15 protein-coding genes and 1 tRNA gene are annotated in these 13,974 nt (G+C 60.9%); 5 read left to right on the top strand and 11 right to left on the bottom strand.

The genetic code is table 11. From position 1 onward, the window contains the following. Window positions 1-17 precede the first annotated feature (17 nt). A complete protein-coding gene (locus tag LQ231_RS12205; RefSeq protein WP_113143502.1) occupies window positions 18-719 on the bottom strand; it encodes a B12-binding domain-containing protein in 702 nt (233 codons plus the stop codon). Between the two features lie 257 nt (window positions 720-976). On the opposite strand from LQ231_RS12205, the gene LQ231_RS12200 reads away from it, so the two are divergent. Together LQ231_RS12200 and LQ231_RS12195 are read left to right on the top strand one after the other, a co-directional pair. After that, window positions 977-2,542, top strand: coding sequence for a trimethylamine methyltransferase family protein (locus tag LQ231_RS12200; RefSeq protein ID WP_113143501.1), 1,566 nt, complete (start codon window positions 977-979; stop codon window positions 2,540-2,542). A gap of 98 nt (window positions 2,543-2,640) precedes the next feature. Further along, window positions 2,641-3,366 carry a ferredoxin gene (locus LQ231_RS12195; protein WP_230171509.1) on the top strand — a complete coding sequence of 242 codons (726 nt, stop codon included), beginning with the start codon at window positions 2,641-2,643 and terminating at the stop codon, window positions 3,364-3,366. Window positions 3,367-3,371: 5 nt separating this feature from the next. Here LQ231_RS12195 and LQ231_RS12190 read toward each other — a convergent pair whose 3' ends face one another. Continuing rightward, entirely contained in the window at window positions 3,372-4,106 is a 735-nt protein-coding gene (locus LQ231_RS12190) for a ParA family protein (RefSeq protein WP_230171508.1), read from the bottom strand. 232 nt (window positions 4,107-4,338) lie between these two features. Here LQ231_RS12190 and LQ231_RS12185 point away from each other — a divergent pair, with 232 nt between their 5' ends. Next, window positions 4,339-5,040 (top strand): phosphodiester glycosidase family protein, encoded by a 702-nt coding sequence (locus LQ231_RS12185; RefSeq protein ID WP_230171507.1) that lies wholly within the window; start codon window positions 4,339-4,341, stop codon window positions 5,038-5,040. 6 nt (window positions 5,041-5,046) lie between these two features. On the opposite strand, the gene LQ231_RS12180 is transcribed toward LQ231_RS12185, so the two are convergent. The 6 genes from LQ231_RS12180 to LQ231_RS27215 all read right to left on the bottom strand — a co-directional run bounded on the left by LQ231_RS12180 (window position 5,047) and on the right by LQ231_RS27215 (window position 10,715). Then, window positions 5,047-5,388 carry a hypothetical protein gene (locus LQ231_RS12180; protein WP_113143497.1) on the bottom strand — a complete coding sequence of 114 codons (342 nt, stop codon included), beginning with the start codon at window positions 5,386-5,388 and terminating at the stop codon, window positions 5,047-5,049. A 227-nt stretch (window positions 5,389-5,615) separates the two neighbouring features. Continuing rightward, complete coding sequence (bmt, locus tag LQ231_RS12175; protein ID WP_230171506.1) at window positions 5,616-6,632, bottom strand: betaine--homocysteine S-methyltransferase; 1,017 nt, start codon at window positions 6,630-6,632, stop codon at window positions 5,616-5,618. Window positions 6,633-6,759: 127 nt separating this feature from the next. Then, entirely contained in the window at window positions 6,760-7,812 is a 1,053-nt protein-coding gene (locus LQ231_RS12170) for a glycine betaine/L-proline ABC transporter ATP-binding protein (protein WP_230171505.1), read from the bottom strand. Continuing rightward, window positions 7,805-8,719, bottom strand: coding sequence for a proline/glycine betaine ABC transporter permease (locus LQ231_RS12165; protein WP_113143528.1), 915 nt, complete (start codon window positions 8,717-8,719; stop codon window positions 7,805-7,807). Before LQ231_RS12165 ends, LQ231_RS12170 begins: the two co-directional genes overlap by 8 nt. A 225-nt stretch (window positions 8,720-8,944) precedes the next feature. Further along, complete coding sequence (locus LQ231_RS12160; RefSeq protein ID WP_113143494.1) at window positions 8,945-9,943, bottom strand: ABC transporter substrate-binding protein; 999 nt, start codon at window positions 9,941-9,943, stop codon at window positions 8,945-8,947. A 646-nt stretch (window positions 9,944-10,589) separates the two neighbouring features. Further along, complete coding sequence (locus tag LQ231_RS27215) at window positions 10,590-10,715, bottom strand: hypothetical protein (RefSeq protein WP_290371355.1); 126 nt, start codon at window positions 10,713-10,715, stop codon at window positions 10,590-10,592. 245 nt (window positions 10,716-10,960) lie between these two features. Between LQ231_RS27215 and LQ231_RS12155 the strand changes: the two genes are divergently transcribed. Continuing rightward, a complete protein-coding gene (locus LQ231_RS12155) occupies window positions 10,961-12,415 on the top strand; it encodes a cobyric acid synthase (protein ID WP_230171504.1) in 1,455 nt (484 codons plus the stop codon). A gap of 16 nt (window positions 12,416-12,431) precedes the next feature. Here the strand turns inward: LQ231_RS12155 and LQ231_RS27210 are convergent, their stop codons facing one another. Continuing rightward, the gene (locus tag LQ231_RS27210) at window positions 12,432-12,560 is read right to left on the bottom strand and encodes a hypothetical protein (protein WP_290371354.1); all 129 of its coding nucleotides are present in this window, start codon (window positions 12,558-12,560) and stop codon (window positions 12,432-12,434) included. A 207-nt stretch (window positions 12,561-12,767) separates the two neighbouring features. Continuing rightward, entirely contained in the window at window positions 12,768-13,007 is a 240-nt protein-coding gene (locus LQ231_RS12150) for a hypothetical protein (protein ID WP_113143492.1), read from the bottom strand. A gap of 62 nt (window positions 13,008-13,069) precedes the next feature. On the opposite strand from LQ231_RS12150, the gene LQ231_RS12145 reads away from it, so the two are divergent. After that, a complete protein-coding gene (locus tag LQ231_RS12145) occupies window positions 13,070-13,552 on the top strand; it encodes a hypothetical protein (RefSeq protein WP_230171503.1) in 483 nt (160 codons plus the stop codon). A 151-nt stretch (window positions 13,553-13,703) separates the two neighbouring features. Here LQ231_RS12145 and LQ231_RS12140 read toward each other — a convergent pair. Then, window positions 13,704-13,793: transfer RNA gene (locus LQ231_RS12140), tRNA-Ser, on the bottom strand. Window positions 13,794-13,974: the final 181 nt, after the last annotated feature.

The raw sequence follows: 13,974 nt of genomic DNA, 5'->3' as shown, positions 1-13,974 counted from the left end.
CGCTTCAGACGCTGGACTCAAGCGCGCGCAGCCAGGCTGTTGTGCTTGCGGGCGACAAATTCCTTCGCCGTTTCCACCGCCACGGCCGCATCGCGACAATAGGCGTCTGCACCCACGGCCTTGCCGAATTCCTCGTTCAGTGGCGCGCCACCGACCAAGACGACGTAGTCGTCGCGAATGCCCTTTTCCTTCATCGTGTCGATGACGACCTTCATGTAGGGCATGGTGGTGGTCAGAAGTGCCGACATGCCGAGAATGTCAGGCTGTTCGCGCTCTAGCGCTTCCAGATAGTTTTCGACAGGATTGTTGATGCCGAGGTCGATGACGTCGAAGCCGGCGCCTTCCATCATCATGCCGACAAGGTTCTTGCCGATGTCGTGGATGTCGCCCTTGACGGTGCCAATGACCATCTTGCCCTGTTTCGGGGCGCCGGTGGCGGCGAGCAGCGGGCGCAGGATGGTCATGCCGGCCTTCATCGCATTGGCCGACAGCAGAACTTCCGGAACGAAAAGGATGCCGTCGCGGAAGTCTATGCCGACGATGCGCATGCCTTCGACCAGCGCCTGGGTCAGCACGTCGTAAGGAACCCAGCCTCGCGCGATCAGAATGTTCGTCGCTTCCTCGATTTCTTCCTTCAAGCCGTCATAAAGATCGTCGTGCATCTGCTGCACAAGCTCTTCGTCGGACAGGTCTTCGAGAATGATTTCGTCGTCTGACATTGGATGTTTCCCGCTCGCTGTTTTTTGGCACTGTCGATGACAGTTCAAATCGAGACTGCCTGAGTTGCAGTTAAACCTCAAGTTCGTGAAAAACTCTTTTCGAAAGCGACGCCGCTTCGGTGAAAAGCGACGGGAATGGACAACACATGTCCGCAACGTGCCATTGGTTGGCGCAATAAGGAATGTTTCCCATGGAAATGCGAATAGCATAAAGGTGAGGAAGCAGCGCGGAATGCGCGAAGGACGAGGAAACACAGATGGACGATAGCACAGCACAATCGGGCGCCGGTCGGCGCGTGCGCGGAGAGGGCCGGGGCGCTGCCGCCAGACGCGCCTCGCGGACGGGTGGGGGCCCGGGCGCGTCGCTTTCGTATATCGAGCGCCAGATTCCAGTCTATGAAGTGCTCAACGAGGAGGCTCTGCTGCTGATCGAGCGCAATGCCGACATCGTGCTGGAGGAAATCGGCATCGAATTCCGCGAAGATCCGGAAGCGCTGGAACTGTGGAAGCAGGCCGGCGCCGATGTGCGCGGCGAGCGGGTGCATTTTCCCAAGGGCCTGTGCCGCGAAATCCTGAAAACGGCACCGTCGGAATTTACCTGGCACGCGCGCAATCCGGAACGCAATGTGCGAATCGGTGGCAATGCGACCGTGTTTGCGCCGGTCTATGGCCCTCCCTTCGTGCGCGACCTGGAAGGCGTGCGTCGTTATGCGACGATCGAGGATTTCCGCAATTTCGTGAAGCTCGCCTATATGGCGCCGTCGATCCATTCGTCGGGCGGTACGGTCTGTGAGCCGGTCGATGTGCCGGTCAACAAGCGCCACCTCGACATGATCTACAGCCATATCAAATATTCCGACAAGCCGTTCATGGGCTCGGTGACCGCGCCGGAACGGGCCGAAGACACGATCGCCATGGCCAAGCTGGTGTTCGGCGACGATTTCGTCGAGAACAATTGCGTCACGCTCAACCTGATCAACGCCAATTCGCCGATGGTCTTCGACGAGACGATGGTCGGGGCGCTGAAGGTCTATGCCCGTCACAACCAGGCCTGCGTCGTATCGCCGTTCATCCTGTCGGGTGCGATGAGCCCGGTCACGGTCGTCGGTACGCTGACGCAGATCCTCGCCGAAGTTCTGGCCGGTGCTGCGTTCACCCAGCTGATCCGCAAGGGCGCGCCGGTGCTGTTCGGCACGTTTGCCGCCTCGATCTCGATGCAGTCGGGTGCACCGACCTTCGGCACGCCGGAGCCGTCGCTGGTGTCTTATGGAGCCGCCCAGCTTGCGCGCCGCCTTGGTCTGCCGTTCCGTACCGGCGGTTCGTTGTGTGGCTCGAAGGTTCCCGATGCGCAGGCAGCACACGAATCGGCCAATACGCTGAACACGACGCTGCTTGCCGGCACCAATTTTGTCCTGCATGCCGCCGGCTGGCTCGAAGGCGGTCTCGTCTCGTCCTATGAAAAGTTCATGATCGATCAGGACCAGCTCGGCATGATGCAGAAGATGGCGCAGGGCGTCGACACTTCGGAAAGCGGTCAGGCGATGGACGCGATCCGCGAGGTCGGTCCCGGTAGCCACTATCTCGGTTGCGCCCATACGCAGGCGAATTTCCAGACGGCCTTCTACCGCTCGGCGCTGATGGACAACAACTCGTACGAACAGTGGGAAATCGAAGGCGAAAAGCGCATCGAACAGCGCGCCAACGCGCTTTGCCGCTCCTGGCTCGAAAGCTACGAGGCGCCGCCGCTCGATCCCGCTTTGGACGAAGCGCTCTTGGCCTATATCGCCGAACGCAAGGATTCGATGCCCGACGCCTTCACCTGAAAGGTTCCCGCAGCCAGGGAGCAAGGCGGAGCGGACAGGGTGGCGGACATGATCCAGGCAGAAGTCTGGCGCCCTCACTACAAATTCGAGGGGCCGCGATGAGCGCCCCTTCGGCACTTCTGGACCGGATTTCGGACGATCTGGCACCCCATGGGCTGTTTGCCCGTGGCGTATTGTGCCTTGATGGCGAGACTTCGGCACCGAGGCTGGCCGATGGCACCACGGCACGAAGCGTCGTGCTGATCGGGCCGATCGGTGGTTCGCTGTGGCCGGCATTCGAACATTGGCGCGCAACGCAGTCCGATCGCGGTGGTGATCATCCGCTCGACGCCTGGTCGAAACAGATCCTCAATGCGGTCGCCGAAACCCATGGCGCGACAGCTTATTTCCCATCCGATCAACCCTATCAGCCGTTTCAGGCCTGGGCGAAACAGGCCGAAGGCCTGAAGCCCTCACCGCTGGGCATCCTGATGCATCCGCAATTCGGCCTGTGGCACAGCTATCGCGGCGCGCTCGGCTTTTCGCAAGTGCTGGATGAAGAACCGTTGAAAGCAGATACGGTGTCGCATGCCTGCGACCACTGCGTGGACAAACCGTGCCTCAGCCGGTGTCCGGTGAACGCCATCAGTCCGGCAGGATTTGACGTGCGCGCCTGCCGGGCGCATCTGGCGACCGAGGCCGGGCAGGCGGGGTGCATGCAGAACGGATGCCTGGCGCGCAATGCCTGTCCGGTGGGCGAGGCGTTTCGGTATCCGGGGCCGCAGTTGCGCTTTCACATGCAGGCACTCGGGCACATGCAAGCGCTCGGGTCAGCCCCGGAATAGCCTGATCAGGCTGCCTTCCTGAGCGGAGCCTTGGCGACGGCCTTCGGTGCGGCTTCCTTGCGGACGGCTTGACGGACATTGCGCTGCGGCAGAAGCGAGATCACTTCATCGGCCAGCCGGGCGGCATTTTCCAGTGCCTTGGGAAGGTTGGAGACTTCCAGCGTATCCAGATTGTGCAGCAGTCCACCCCGGTCAAAGACGTCACGGTAGGCCGCGCGTTCGGCAATGGCTGTAGACAGAGTGCGGATGCCTTTTTCCGTGAGGAAATCCTTGGCCGCCTGCAGCGCGCGGGTGGTCACGGCGGCATTGACGCGGGTCAGGACGACGGAATGGGGGATCCTGACATCACACTGGCTGGCAAGTTCGGACAGCAGGTCGAGGACTTCGGCGCCGCCTTGGGCATCCATGGCGCAGCCCTGCACCGGGATGATCACGTGGTCGGCGAGGCCGACGGCGCGGGCAAGCAACGCATCGTGGGAGGAGGGCAGGTCGATCAGGATATAGCCACCGCGCTTCTTTGCCTTCAGGGTTGCCGCTTCGATCGTCTCGTCGCTGACGGAAACGACCGAGAGCAGCGCACCGGTCGCGCCCTTGGCGTGCCAGCGGCTCATCCAGCCGCGCTGATCGGCTTCGAGAATGGTGACGCGGTTGCCGCGGGAAACGAGTTCGCAGGCGAGCATGAGGGCTGCCGTGGTCTTGCCGGCGCCGCCCTTGGTATTGGCAAATGTTACAACTGGCATAATCTTTTCCTTTTAAAACAAGGGTCAGAGCCAAGTCATCGCTCTGGAAAAGCAGCCGTTGTCATGCTGCGCGACGAGGATCATTGGCACGCATGGTTAACCAATGGTAAACGCGGAGCATGATTTGTTAATGACCTGAAAAAAGGCCTGCGCAGCAAGGCTTTGCGGTCAGCAAAGGCGGTTCATCTTGCGGTTGGGACGATTGATTTGTCTGACTTATCTGGCGCTCGTTGTGACATATGGCACAGTCCTGGCCAATTGTGGGGAGATCGACGAAAATGGCACGCGTTACACCGCCTGCCGGTTCGATCCAAACGCGGTTGCGATCCGGACCAACCTTGCCGACCCGGAGGGCCGAATCTACGGCAGATTCGATTCCCTCAGGCAGCAGCTCTGGGCAGAGCATCGCGTGCTGCTGTTTGCGATGAACGGCGGCATGTATCACGCCGATCGATCGCCCGTCGGCCTGTTCGTCGAATATGGCAGGACGATCAAATCCGCGGTGACCGGCGGTGGATGGGGCAATTTTCATCTGCTGCCGAACGGGGTTTTTGCTGTTCGGGACGGTCGGCCGATAGTGATGGAAACCAAGGCTTACATGGCCCAGGGCATCACGGCGGATTTCGCGACACAGTCGGGACCAATGCTCGTGATCGACGGCACGCTGCATCCGCGTTTCCTCGCCGACAGCGACAGTCTGAAGGTGCGCAACGGCATCGGTATCGATGCCAAGGGGCAGGTGCATATGGTGATTTCGAAGGGGCCGGTGCGCTTCTACGACTTCGCCAAACTGTTTCGCGATCGGCTCGGCTGCGCCAATGCGCTCTATCTCGACGGGACGATTTCGAGCGCATTCATTGCCGACAGCAATCGGCGCGACCGGCTGTTTCCGGTCGGGCCGATCATCTCGGTCAGCGTTCCCTTACCTAACTGAACGCTTTCAGACGGCCGCTGTGGGATAGGCACGCTCCAGGCCGCCGGAGGCTTGCAGCCCCTTGCGGAAGGCGGCAAAGGCCGGGTGCTGGCTCGACTTGGCGGCCTCCATCAGGCGGATCTGCAGGCGGGCAGGAGCATTGTTGCCGATCCACTCGCCGCAACGCTCCAGCTTGAGCGAATTCAGGAACTTCGCCTCGGAGGCGCGATCGAGATAGAGATGCAGGCCGTCAAACAGGGCGTCATCCTGGGCTGCGTTTTCGAACAGCAGGCGCAGGAAGGACTGGTCCTGATCCTGCAGGGACGACAACTTGTCGGCGACGGTTTGGCGATCCGGGAAAACGGACATGGCGGATACTCCCTCACAAAACACACGGCAGGTTACAGCCTCTGTCGGCCGCGTCTATTAGGGTGAGCTACACCACAACAAGATTGCCCGAGGCTTGTCGGTGGGATTGGCGGATGAGCTGCCCGGACCGCACGGGTGTGACGTGGGCAGCAAATCCGGTGTCGGCAAACGAAAAACGGCGGCCCGAGAGCCGCCGTCTGCAGATGTCTTCGGTTTGGCCGTTCCGCTCAGCCGCGCCGGCGGTTGCGGCGGCCGCTTTCCTGGCTGCTCGATTCAGTCGCCGTCTTGTTGCGCAGCGGGCCGATGCGCTCGACAATGACGTCGAGGGTCGGGCGGGGGCCGGGCGTGTAGTCATCAAGAGCGGCACGCATGGCGGCCAGATGACCGCAGGAGGTGCCGCAGCAGCCGCCGATGATGCGAGCGCCTGAATCACGCGCAAGGCGGGCATAGTCGGCCATCAGCGGCGGGGTGCCGGAGTAGAAAATCTCGGTGCCGCGGAATTCCGGAATGCCGCAATTGCCCTTGACGATGACGGTCGCATCCGGATTGGCGGCGGTCATGTCGAGCAGGCTGGCGAGGATGTCGGACGCGCCGACGCCGCAATTGGCGCCGACGGCAAGGGGGCCTGCGCCGATATCACCGGCCACGCCGTGGATGTCCTTGGGGTCCAGACCCATCATCGTCTTGCCGGCGGTGTCGAACGAACCGGTAAACGTGTAGGGCAGGCCGACCTTGACGGCGGCTTCGGCAGCGGCGCGGATTTCCTCGGGCGACGACATGGTCTCGATCCAGGCGACATCGGCGCCGCCGGCTTTGAGGCCTTCCATCTGCTCGACAAAGGCCGCGACTGCTTCGTCATAGGTCATCGCGCCGAGCGGGACCAGCAGTTCGCCGGTCGGGCCGACGGAACCGGCGACGATCACCTTGCGCGTTGCCTTGTCGGCAACGCCGCGGGCGATCTCGGCGGCCTTCTTGTTTAGCGCATGCACGCGGTCTTGGGCATGGTGCAGCTTCAGCCGGTGGCGGGTGCCGCCGAAGGAGTTGGTGAGAATGATGTCGGCCCCGGCATCGACGAAGTCCTGATGCAGCTTGACGATCTTTTCCGGCTGCGCCTCGTTCCATAGTTCCGGCGCCTCGCCGGCCTCGAGCCCCTGGGCGAACAGGTTGGTGCCGGTTGCGCCATCGGCGAGCAGCACGCCTTTTTCAGCCAGCAGATCGGAGAGCGGATTGGAAAGGCTTGCCATGGTCGGTCCTTTGATGATGTTTGATCCATCATATAAAGAAGTCTTTATGTGACTTCAACGACTAAAAGAAAAACGGTCCCGCCGGCGGAGAGCCAACGGGACCGATCGTGACATTTTTGGCTCGTCGCTATGCGGCGACGAGCGGCTTTTCCTCGTGGTTGACCGGCGTGACCATGGACGAGATGATCTGCTGCAGGTCGATCATGCCGATGGGCGCACCATGATCGTCGACGATCTTGGCGCTGGTCTGGTTGAACTCGATCATCAGCTTTGCCGCAGTTTCCAGAACCGTGTTGCGCGGAATGGCGATCCCGTCGCTTGCCCCGGTAAAAGGCGACATGATGGTATCGACCCGAATGACGCGGCCGCGGTTGACCTCCTTGACGAAGGAACTGATGTAGTCGTCGGCCGGCTTCAGGACGATTTCCTGGCCCGTGCCCTGCTGGATCACCTCACCATCGCGCAGGATGGCGATCTTGTCGCCGAGACGCAGCGCCTCGTCGAGATCGTGGGTGATGAAGACGACCGTCTTCTTCAGTTCCTGCTGCAGATCGAGCAGCACGGTCTGCATGTCGACGCGGATCAACGGGTCGAGGGCGGAGTAGGCCTCGTCCATCAGCAGGATGTCGGCATCGTTGGACAGCGCGCGGGCAAGACCGACACGTTGCTGCATGCCGCCCGACAACTGGTTCGGATAGTGTTTTTCGAAACCGGTCAGGCCGACCCGTTCGATCCAGCGGCGACCGATGGCCTCGCTCTTCGACCGGTCCATGCCCTGGATATCCAGCCCATAGACGGTGTTTTCCAGCACTGTACGATGTGGCAGCAGGGCGAACTTCTGGAAGACCATCGCCGTTTTCTGGCGACGGAAATCCCTGAGTTCGAGCTGCGTCATGCGGCAGACGTCGACATTGTCATAGAGCACTTCGCCAGCGGTCGGCTCGATCAGCCGGTTGATGTGGCGAATGAGGGTCGACTTGCCGGAGCCCGACAGGCCCATGACGACGGTGATGCCACCGGCCGGCATGGAGATGTTGATGTCCTTCAGGCCGAGCACATGGCCGTGTTTCTCGTTCAGCTCCGACTTCGAGATGCCAGCCTTGGCTGCCTCGATATAGTCTTCGCCGCGCGGCCCGAAAATCTTGTAAAGGCCGCGAATTTCAATGCCGTGACTAGCCATGGACAACCTCCGTATGACGCTGCAGACGCTTGCCGTAGGCCTGGCTGGTGCGGTCGAAAATGATGGCGATGACAACCAGGGCAAAGCCGTTGAGGAAGCCGATCGTCAGGAACTGGTTGGAAATCGCCTGGAGCACGTTCTTGCCGAGACCTCCGACGCCGATCATCGAGGCGACGACGACCATGGCAAGCGACATCATGATGGTCTGGTTGATGCCGGCCATGACGGTTGGCAGGGCGAGCGGGATCTGCACGTTGAACAGCTTCTGACTGGGCGACGAGCCGAACGCATCGGCTGCTTCCAGCACTTCACGGTCGACGAGGCGGATGCCGAGATTGGTCAGGCGGATCATCGGCGGAACCGCATACATGACGACGGCGATCAGGCCGGGAACCTTGCCGATGCCGAAGATCATCACGACGGGGATCAGGTATACGAAGCTCGGCATGGTCTGCATGACGTCGAGGATCGGGTTGATCACCGACTGGACACGCTCCGAACGGGCCATCAGGATGCCGATCGGAATGCCGACGACAATCGAGATCAACGTACAGACCGTGACCATGGCGAGCGTGACCATCGTGTCCTCCCACAGGCCGACAAAGCCGATGGCGAGCATCGACAAGGCCGTGCCCACAGCGATCTTGGTGTTGCGGCTGGCGACATAGACGATCAGCGTCATGACCAGAATAATGATGAACCATGGCGTTGCGACAAACAGCGCCTGCAGCCAATTCAGGAACCATTGCAGCGGCTGCACGGCTGCGTCGAGAATGTAACCATAGGCGCGGACGAAAGCCTTGAAGTTGTCGTCAATGAGTTTTCTCGCCTCCCGCATCACGGTCTGGTCGATTTGCGGAAATTTGCACAGCAATTCCGGCACATAATTGCATAGGACTGAAGCCATCTCTTTCCCCTTACTATCCCCCCACTTGCGGGCTATGCCCGGCCGAACAAAACCGGCAATGGTGACTTCGCGCCGCTTTTTGCGGTCACTGTCGCGCGCAAGGTAACCGAGTTCCACGGAGGAATTCATGCTGTCTGCGACGTTTGGCACCGTCTGATGGCGGGTTGCGGCTTGCCGCATGGCTGAAATGAGCGACGGGCCCGAAGGCCCGCCGCAATCAAAGGATCAGAGGCTGGCCTTGATCTTCTCGGCCACATCAGGGGCGACCCATGTCGTCCACATGTCCGCGTAGTTTTCGAGGAAGTGCTTGGCGCCATCCTCGTTGGTGCCCTGGTTGTCACCCATCCAGGCGAGAACCTTGCCGACCGTCTGGTTGTCCCATTTGCGGGTCTTGACGTAGTCCATGGCAACGCCGGCCTTCTCGGAGAAGCCCTTGGTCACGACGGTATAGACGTCGGAGACCGGGTAGGCGTTGACCTTCGGATCCGGGCAATCCGGCACAGCGGTGCAGGCATCCCAGTTCGCCTTGTCATGATCGACGCCGAAGGACAGCTTGACCATCTCGTACTTGCCGAGGATGGCGGTCGGGGCCCAGTAGTAGCCCAGCCAGCCCGTCTTGTTTTCGAACGCATTGGCGATCGAGCCGTCGAGGCCGGCAGCCGAGCCGGTGTCGATCAGTTCGAAGCCCTTGTCCTTGGCGCCGAGCGCCTTGTACAGGTTGGCGGTCGAGACCTGGCAGTTCCAGCCCGACGGGCAGTTGGTGACAGCGCCCTTGGACGGATCTTCCGGTGCCGGGAACAGTTCCGGATGCGCCAGCGCGTCCTGAACGGTCTTGATTTCCGGATTGGCATCCGCCACGAATTTGGGGATCCACCAGCCTTCAACACCACCGTCGGACAGCAGCGGAGCCGCCTGGATCAGACGGCCTTCGGCAATCGCCGTATCCAGCGCCGTGCGCACGGCATTGACCCAGAACTCGGGCGCCATGTCCGGCTGGCCCTTTTCATTCATCGAGGCAAATGTCGGCATGGTGTCGCCGGTGACCATGGTCACCGTGCAGCCATAGCCGCTTTCGAGGATGATCTTGTCGACATAGGCGGCAACACCCGCCGATGCCCAGTTCATTTCCGCGATCGAGACATCGCCACAATCGGCAGCCTGAGCGGAACCGGCAGCAGCATAGAGACCTGCAGCGAGGATAGTGGAAGCGAGGAGCTTCTTCATGGAGTTAAGACCTCCCAGTCTTATCAGCAGTGTTCATCGGGACGGGCATGGACGGTTACTGCTGAGCCGACCTGCCAATGGGTTCGTTGTCGTGGAGTGCAGGCGCGATACGCGCCGATCGATCACCAACACTCCGCACACGAAGCAGCCTTGTCTTTGGGGCAGGACGTTCGCCCGGTCGGCTTGTTTCGCAATAGCAGCCTACGTCTTCCGATGAGGAAATCAACCTCCCGAAAGCACTGAGACCGGGCTGTCGCATTGGAACAACCCATTGGAGCGACTTAATTTGCCGCTTTTTAAGAAGGAGGGGAGGGCGTTTCGCCCAATGCACAGGCAGGAGGGCAGGACGGATCGCAAAGCCGCTTGTGCCGCCCCTCCAGTTAAGACCTCAGCTATCCTGGATGCGGCACAAACCGCGCTTCCGCCGGCCGCTACAAAAAGTCAAAAAATGTCGAAATAAAATCGTCGTCCGCGCAAAAATAACCATCCGGTAACCGTTGGGCCGGTAGATGAAGGGGCCGGCGCGTTTATGCCGGCTGCGCCCCGGATCCTGTTTTGCGTCCCGGGGCGTTTGTTTTTCCAGCCCATGGCGGAAAACGAGGCGCGGCCGCACGAGGGGCCGCCGCCATGGCCAGACAGGCCGCAATCAACGCTTGGCGATGACCGGTACGCGCGGATCGCGAACTTCCCAGCGGGCAACCGTCTGCAACTGCGGCGCGCGGCCGTTCCAGGCGATGGCGAGACTATTGTGGTTGCGCAGGATATAGAGCATGGAGTGTTTCCTTCGGGTGCCGCGCTTCTCTTGCGGAGCGCTGGTTTCGACGGTCAGATAATCACTCCGAATGGTTCGCGCAACGACATTTGTCGTCATGCAATGTCGCATTTGAGCGAATCTTGAAGAAAGGTCCGCGGCAGGCTGTCGCAGTGTCGCATTTCTGGTAATTGCACGGAAGAAAATGCGGCAGAAGCGCGGCGGAACAGCGGTTTTTTGAAGTGGCGCAGACAGGACAGGACGCAATGGCGAAAGCGATCATGCTGCAGGGCACGGGCTCGGATGTCGGAAAGACGATACTGGTTGCCGGGCTCTGCCGGCTCGCCTCCAACCGTGGATTGAAGGTCGCTCCGTTCAAGCCGCAGAACATGTCGAACAATGCGGCGGTCGCCGACGACGGCGGCGAGATCGGCCGGGCGCAATGGTTGCAGGCGTTGGCGGCGCGCGCACCGTCGTCCGTGCATATGAACCCGGTGCTGCTGAAGCCGCAAAGCGAGACGGGCAGCCAGATCATCGTGCAGGGCAAGGTATTCGGCCAGGCCAAGGGCCGCGACTACCAGAGACTGAAGCCGCAATTGATGGCCGCCGTGATGGACAGCTTCGAACAGGTGAAGGCCGGCCGCGACCTGGTGATCGTCGAGGGAGCCGGATCGCCGGCCGAAATCAATCTCCGGGCCGGCGACATCGCCAATATGGGCTTTGCGACACGGGCAGGGGTGCCGGTGGTGCTGGTCGGCGATATCGACCGCGGCGGGGTGATCGCCTCGCTGGTCGGCACGCACACGATCCTGACCGACGAGGACCGCGGACAGATCGCCGGCTATATCATCAACAAGTTTCGTGGCGACGTGACACTGTTTTCGGACGGGATCGACGCGATCGGCCGCTTCACCGGCTGGCCCTGCTTCGGCATCATTCCTTGGCTGAAGGCGGCCGGCCGGCTTCCGGCGGAAGACAGCGTGGTGCTGGAACGGTTGGTCACGGGCTCGGGCGGGGCGCTGAAGGTTGCGGTTCCGGTCCTGTCGCGGATCGCCAACTTCGATGATCTCGATCCTTTGCGCGCCGAGGCCGAGGTCGATCTGGTCTATGTGCGGGCCGGCGAGGCGCTGCCGGCCGATGCCGGCCTGATCATCCTGCCCGGCTCGAAATCGACAATTGCCGATCTCGAGGAGTTTCGCCGCCATGGCTGGGATAGCGATCTCACCGCGCATGTGCGGCGTGGCGGCCGGGTGATCGGGATTTGCGGCGGTTACCAGATGCTCGGGCAGACGGTATCGGATCCGCTCGGGCTCGAAGGCGCGCCGCGACAGGTCAAGGGCCTCGGACTGCTGGATGTCGTGACGGAGATGGCGCCGGAAAAGACCGTGCGCAACAGCACGGCACGGTCAATCGTCTACGACGTGCCACTGGCAGGCTATGAAATCCACCTCGGCCTGACGACGGGGCCCGACTGTGCGCAGCCACCGGTCTCGATCGAGGGAAGGCCGGATGGCGCAAGCTCTGCCGATGGACGGGTCAGCGGCACCTATCTGCATGGATTGTTTTCAAGCGACGAATACCGTCGGCATCTGCTGGAAAGTTTCGGCATCAACGGTGGTGGGGTGAACTATCGGCAAAGCGTCGATGCGGCGCTGGACGAGGTGGCGACCGAACTAGAAAGCCGGCTGACACCACAATGGCTCGACAGCTTTCTAGGCTAAGCGCGTGATCCCGGCGTCAGTTCTCTGTGACGACGCCATCGACGGGCGAGGCCATCAATTCGCCGGTGCCGAGCGAGTTGTCGGAATATTTGAAGGCCAGAATGCTGAGTACGCACGCGATCAGCAGGATGAAGATGTATCTCATGACTTGTCCCTATATGTCCGAGTACAACGAGACTAAGGCATAAGCAGTTCCGGCCCGGCTAAACCTGACGTTAAAATCTTAAGTATTGCGGCAAATATGCCGCATTTTGCCACCCGATCGAAGGGTGAGCCGCCAAAAGGCGTGCCGGCGGCCTCACCAGAGGCGGGGATTTGCTGCAATTTACAGGGTGGATGTTCCGGTCGCGGATCAGAAGACCCCGACGACGCGCCACTTGCCGCTGACCATCTCGACCGCGGCGCGATGGTGGTGTCCATGCGGCGATTCCAGCACGATCTCGTGCTGCTCAACGGCGTGGATCAATGTATCTGGATCGCCCTCGATGTGGCTGGGCGCAAGGCGCTTTGTGCCGCGCACGCTTTCGAAATGAATCTCGCCCGAAATGCCGTGCCGCGTTCCGTCCTTCAGAAGTATCTTCCAGGTCATCATGTCTCCTCCCATGGTCGCCCGAGGCCGTTCTCCCAAACGGCCAGCGGTGTGGAAAGGGTGACATGGCGGGCGCAGGAGTCAAGATGGGTCCGGAGTGGAGTTTTGCCACGGCGACGTATGCCCATCCCACGATCTCGCATCGCCGGCTTCACCGGCCGGCAACCTCTTTGCATCAATGTGAGCTGATGTCGACATGGATCAATATCATACCGTGGCTCCTTGCATTGCCTCCCGCCCTATGGGAGCTGCGCAATGTCAGCAAATCCTACGGCTGGATTCTCGGTGCCTGTGCCGGCGCGATCGTCTTCGGCGGCATATTTTTATGGATTTCCGTACTGTGGCTTTCAGCGGCCAATCTCGACAACCTTGGCTATGACTCAATCGGTGTAGCCCAAGTGATGGGTTTGTTGCTTGGACCGCCTGCGGGGGCAGCCTTCATCGCCAAACGAACTGGCTTGGCAGCCGGGGTCTTTGCCGGCGTGGTCGTCGGGGGCTGTGTGCTCTACATCACAATTGCCATCGGAATTGGCATTTACGGGAAGTAGACAAACGTGAACGCGGTGTTTCGATGCCGAGGACGCGCTTGGCACGTCTGTAAGGCCGCCATAGCGTCAAACCTGCGTATTGCGGATCTTGCAAGCGACGATGCCCAGGCTAACTGATGAGGCAAACGTCACTGGCTTTTGCAGAGACTGATGGCGGAAGAGGTGGGATTCGAACCCACGGTACGGTCTCCCGCACGCCGGTTTTCAAGACCGGTTCCTTAAACCGCTCGGACACTCTTCCGGACGTCTGCCTTATGCGCAAAGACGGCGATCTTTGCAAGATGGTTTGTGTTCGGCCCTTGACCCTCGACACGGGCAGGCGGGTGGCGCGGTCTGCGGCAAACTCACGTAGCGTCAATTAGCGCATTGTTAACCATAAACAAATTTGCCCTGCGGCAAAGTTGTGACTTTTCCCATTTTGG

The sequence above is a fragment of the Rhizobium sp. CECT 9324 genome, from assembly GCF_918741265.1.
GTDB lineage: Bacteria > Pseudomonadota > Alphaproteobacteria > Rhizobiales > Rhizobiaceae > Allorhizobium.
This window is presented reverse-complemented; position numbering and strand designations above follow the sequence as displayed.

Bases quoted from the DNA above. Each gene is read 5' to 3' on its own strand.
- LQ231_RS12205 (WP_113143502.1), bottom strand. From the start codon at position 719: ATGTCAGACGACGAAATCATTCTCGAAGACCTGTCCGACGAAGAGCTT.
- LQ231_RS12200 (WP_113143501.1), top strand. From the start codon at position 977: ATGGACGATAGCACAGCACAATCGGGCGCCGGTCGGCGCGTGCGCGGA.
- LQ231_RS12195 (WP_230171509.1), top strand. From the start codon at position 2,641: ATGAGCGCCCCTTCGGCACTTCTGGACCGGATTTCGGACGATCTGGCA.
- LQ231_RS12190 (WP_230171508.1), bottom strand. From the start codon at position 4,106: ATGCCAGTTGTAACATTTGCCAATACCAAGGGCGGCGCCGGCAAGACC.
- LQ231_RS12180 (WP_113143497.1), bottom strand. From the start codon at position 5,388: ATGTCCGTTTTCCCGGATCGCCAAACCGTCGCCGACAAGTTGTCGTCC.
- bmt (WP_230171506.1), bottom strand. From the start codon at position 6,632: ATGGCAAGCCTTTCCAATCCGCTCTCCGATCTGCTGGCTGAAAAAGGC.
- LQ231_RS12170 (WP_230171505.1), bottom strand. From the start codon at position 7,812: ATGGCTAGTCACGGCATTGAAATTCGCGGCCTTTACAAGATTTTCGGG.
- LQ231_RS12165 (WP_113143528.1), bottom strand. From the start codon at position 8,719: ATGGCTTCAGTCCTATGCAATTATGTGCCGGAATTGCTGTGCAAATTT.
- LQ231_RS12160 (WP_113143494.1), bottom strand. From the start codon at position 9,943: ATGAAGAAGCTCCTCGCTTCCACTATCCTCGCTGCAGGTCTCTATGCT.
- LQ231_RS27215 (WP_290371355.1), bottom strand. From the start codon at position 10,715: ATGCTCTATATCCTGCGCAACCACAATAGTCTCGCCATCGCCTGGAAC.
- LQ231_RS12155 (WP_230171504.1), top strand. From the start codon at position 10,961: ATGGCGAAAGCGATCATGCTGCAGGGCACGGGCTCGGATGTCGGAAAG.
- LQ231_RS27210 (WP_290371354.1), bottom strand. From the start codon at position 12,560: ATGAGATACATCTTCATCCTGCTGATCGCGTGCGTACTCAGCATTCTG.
- LQ231_RS12150 (WP_113143492.1), bottom strand. From the start codon at position 13,007: ATGATGACCTGGAAGATACTTCTGAAGGACGGAACGCGGCACGGCATT.
- LQ231_RS12145 (WP_230171503.1), top strand. From the start codon at position 13,070: ATGGCGGGCGCAGGAGTCAAGATGGGTCCGGAGTGGAGTTTTGCCACG.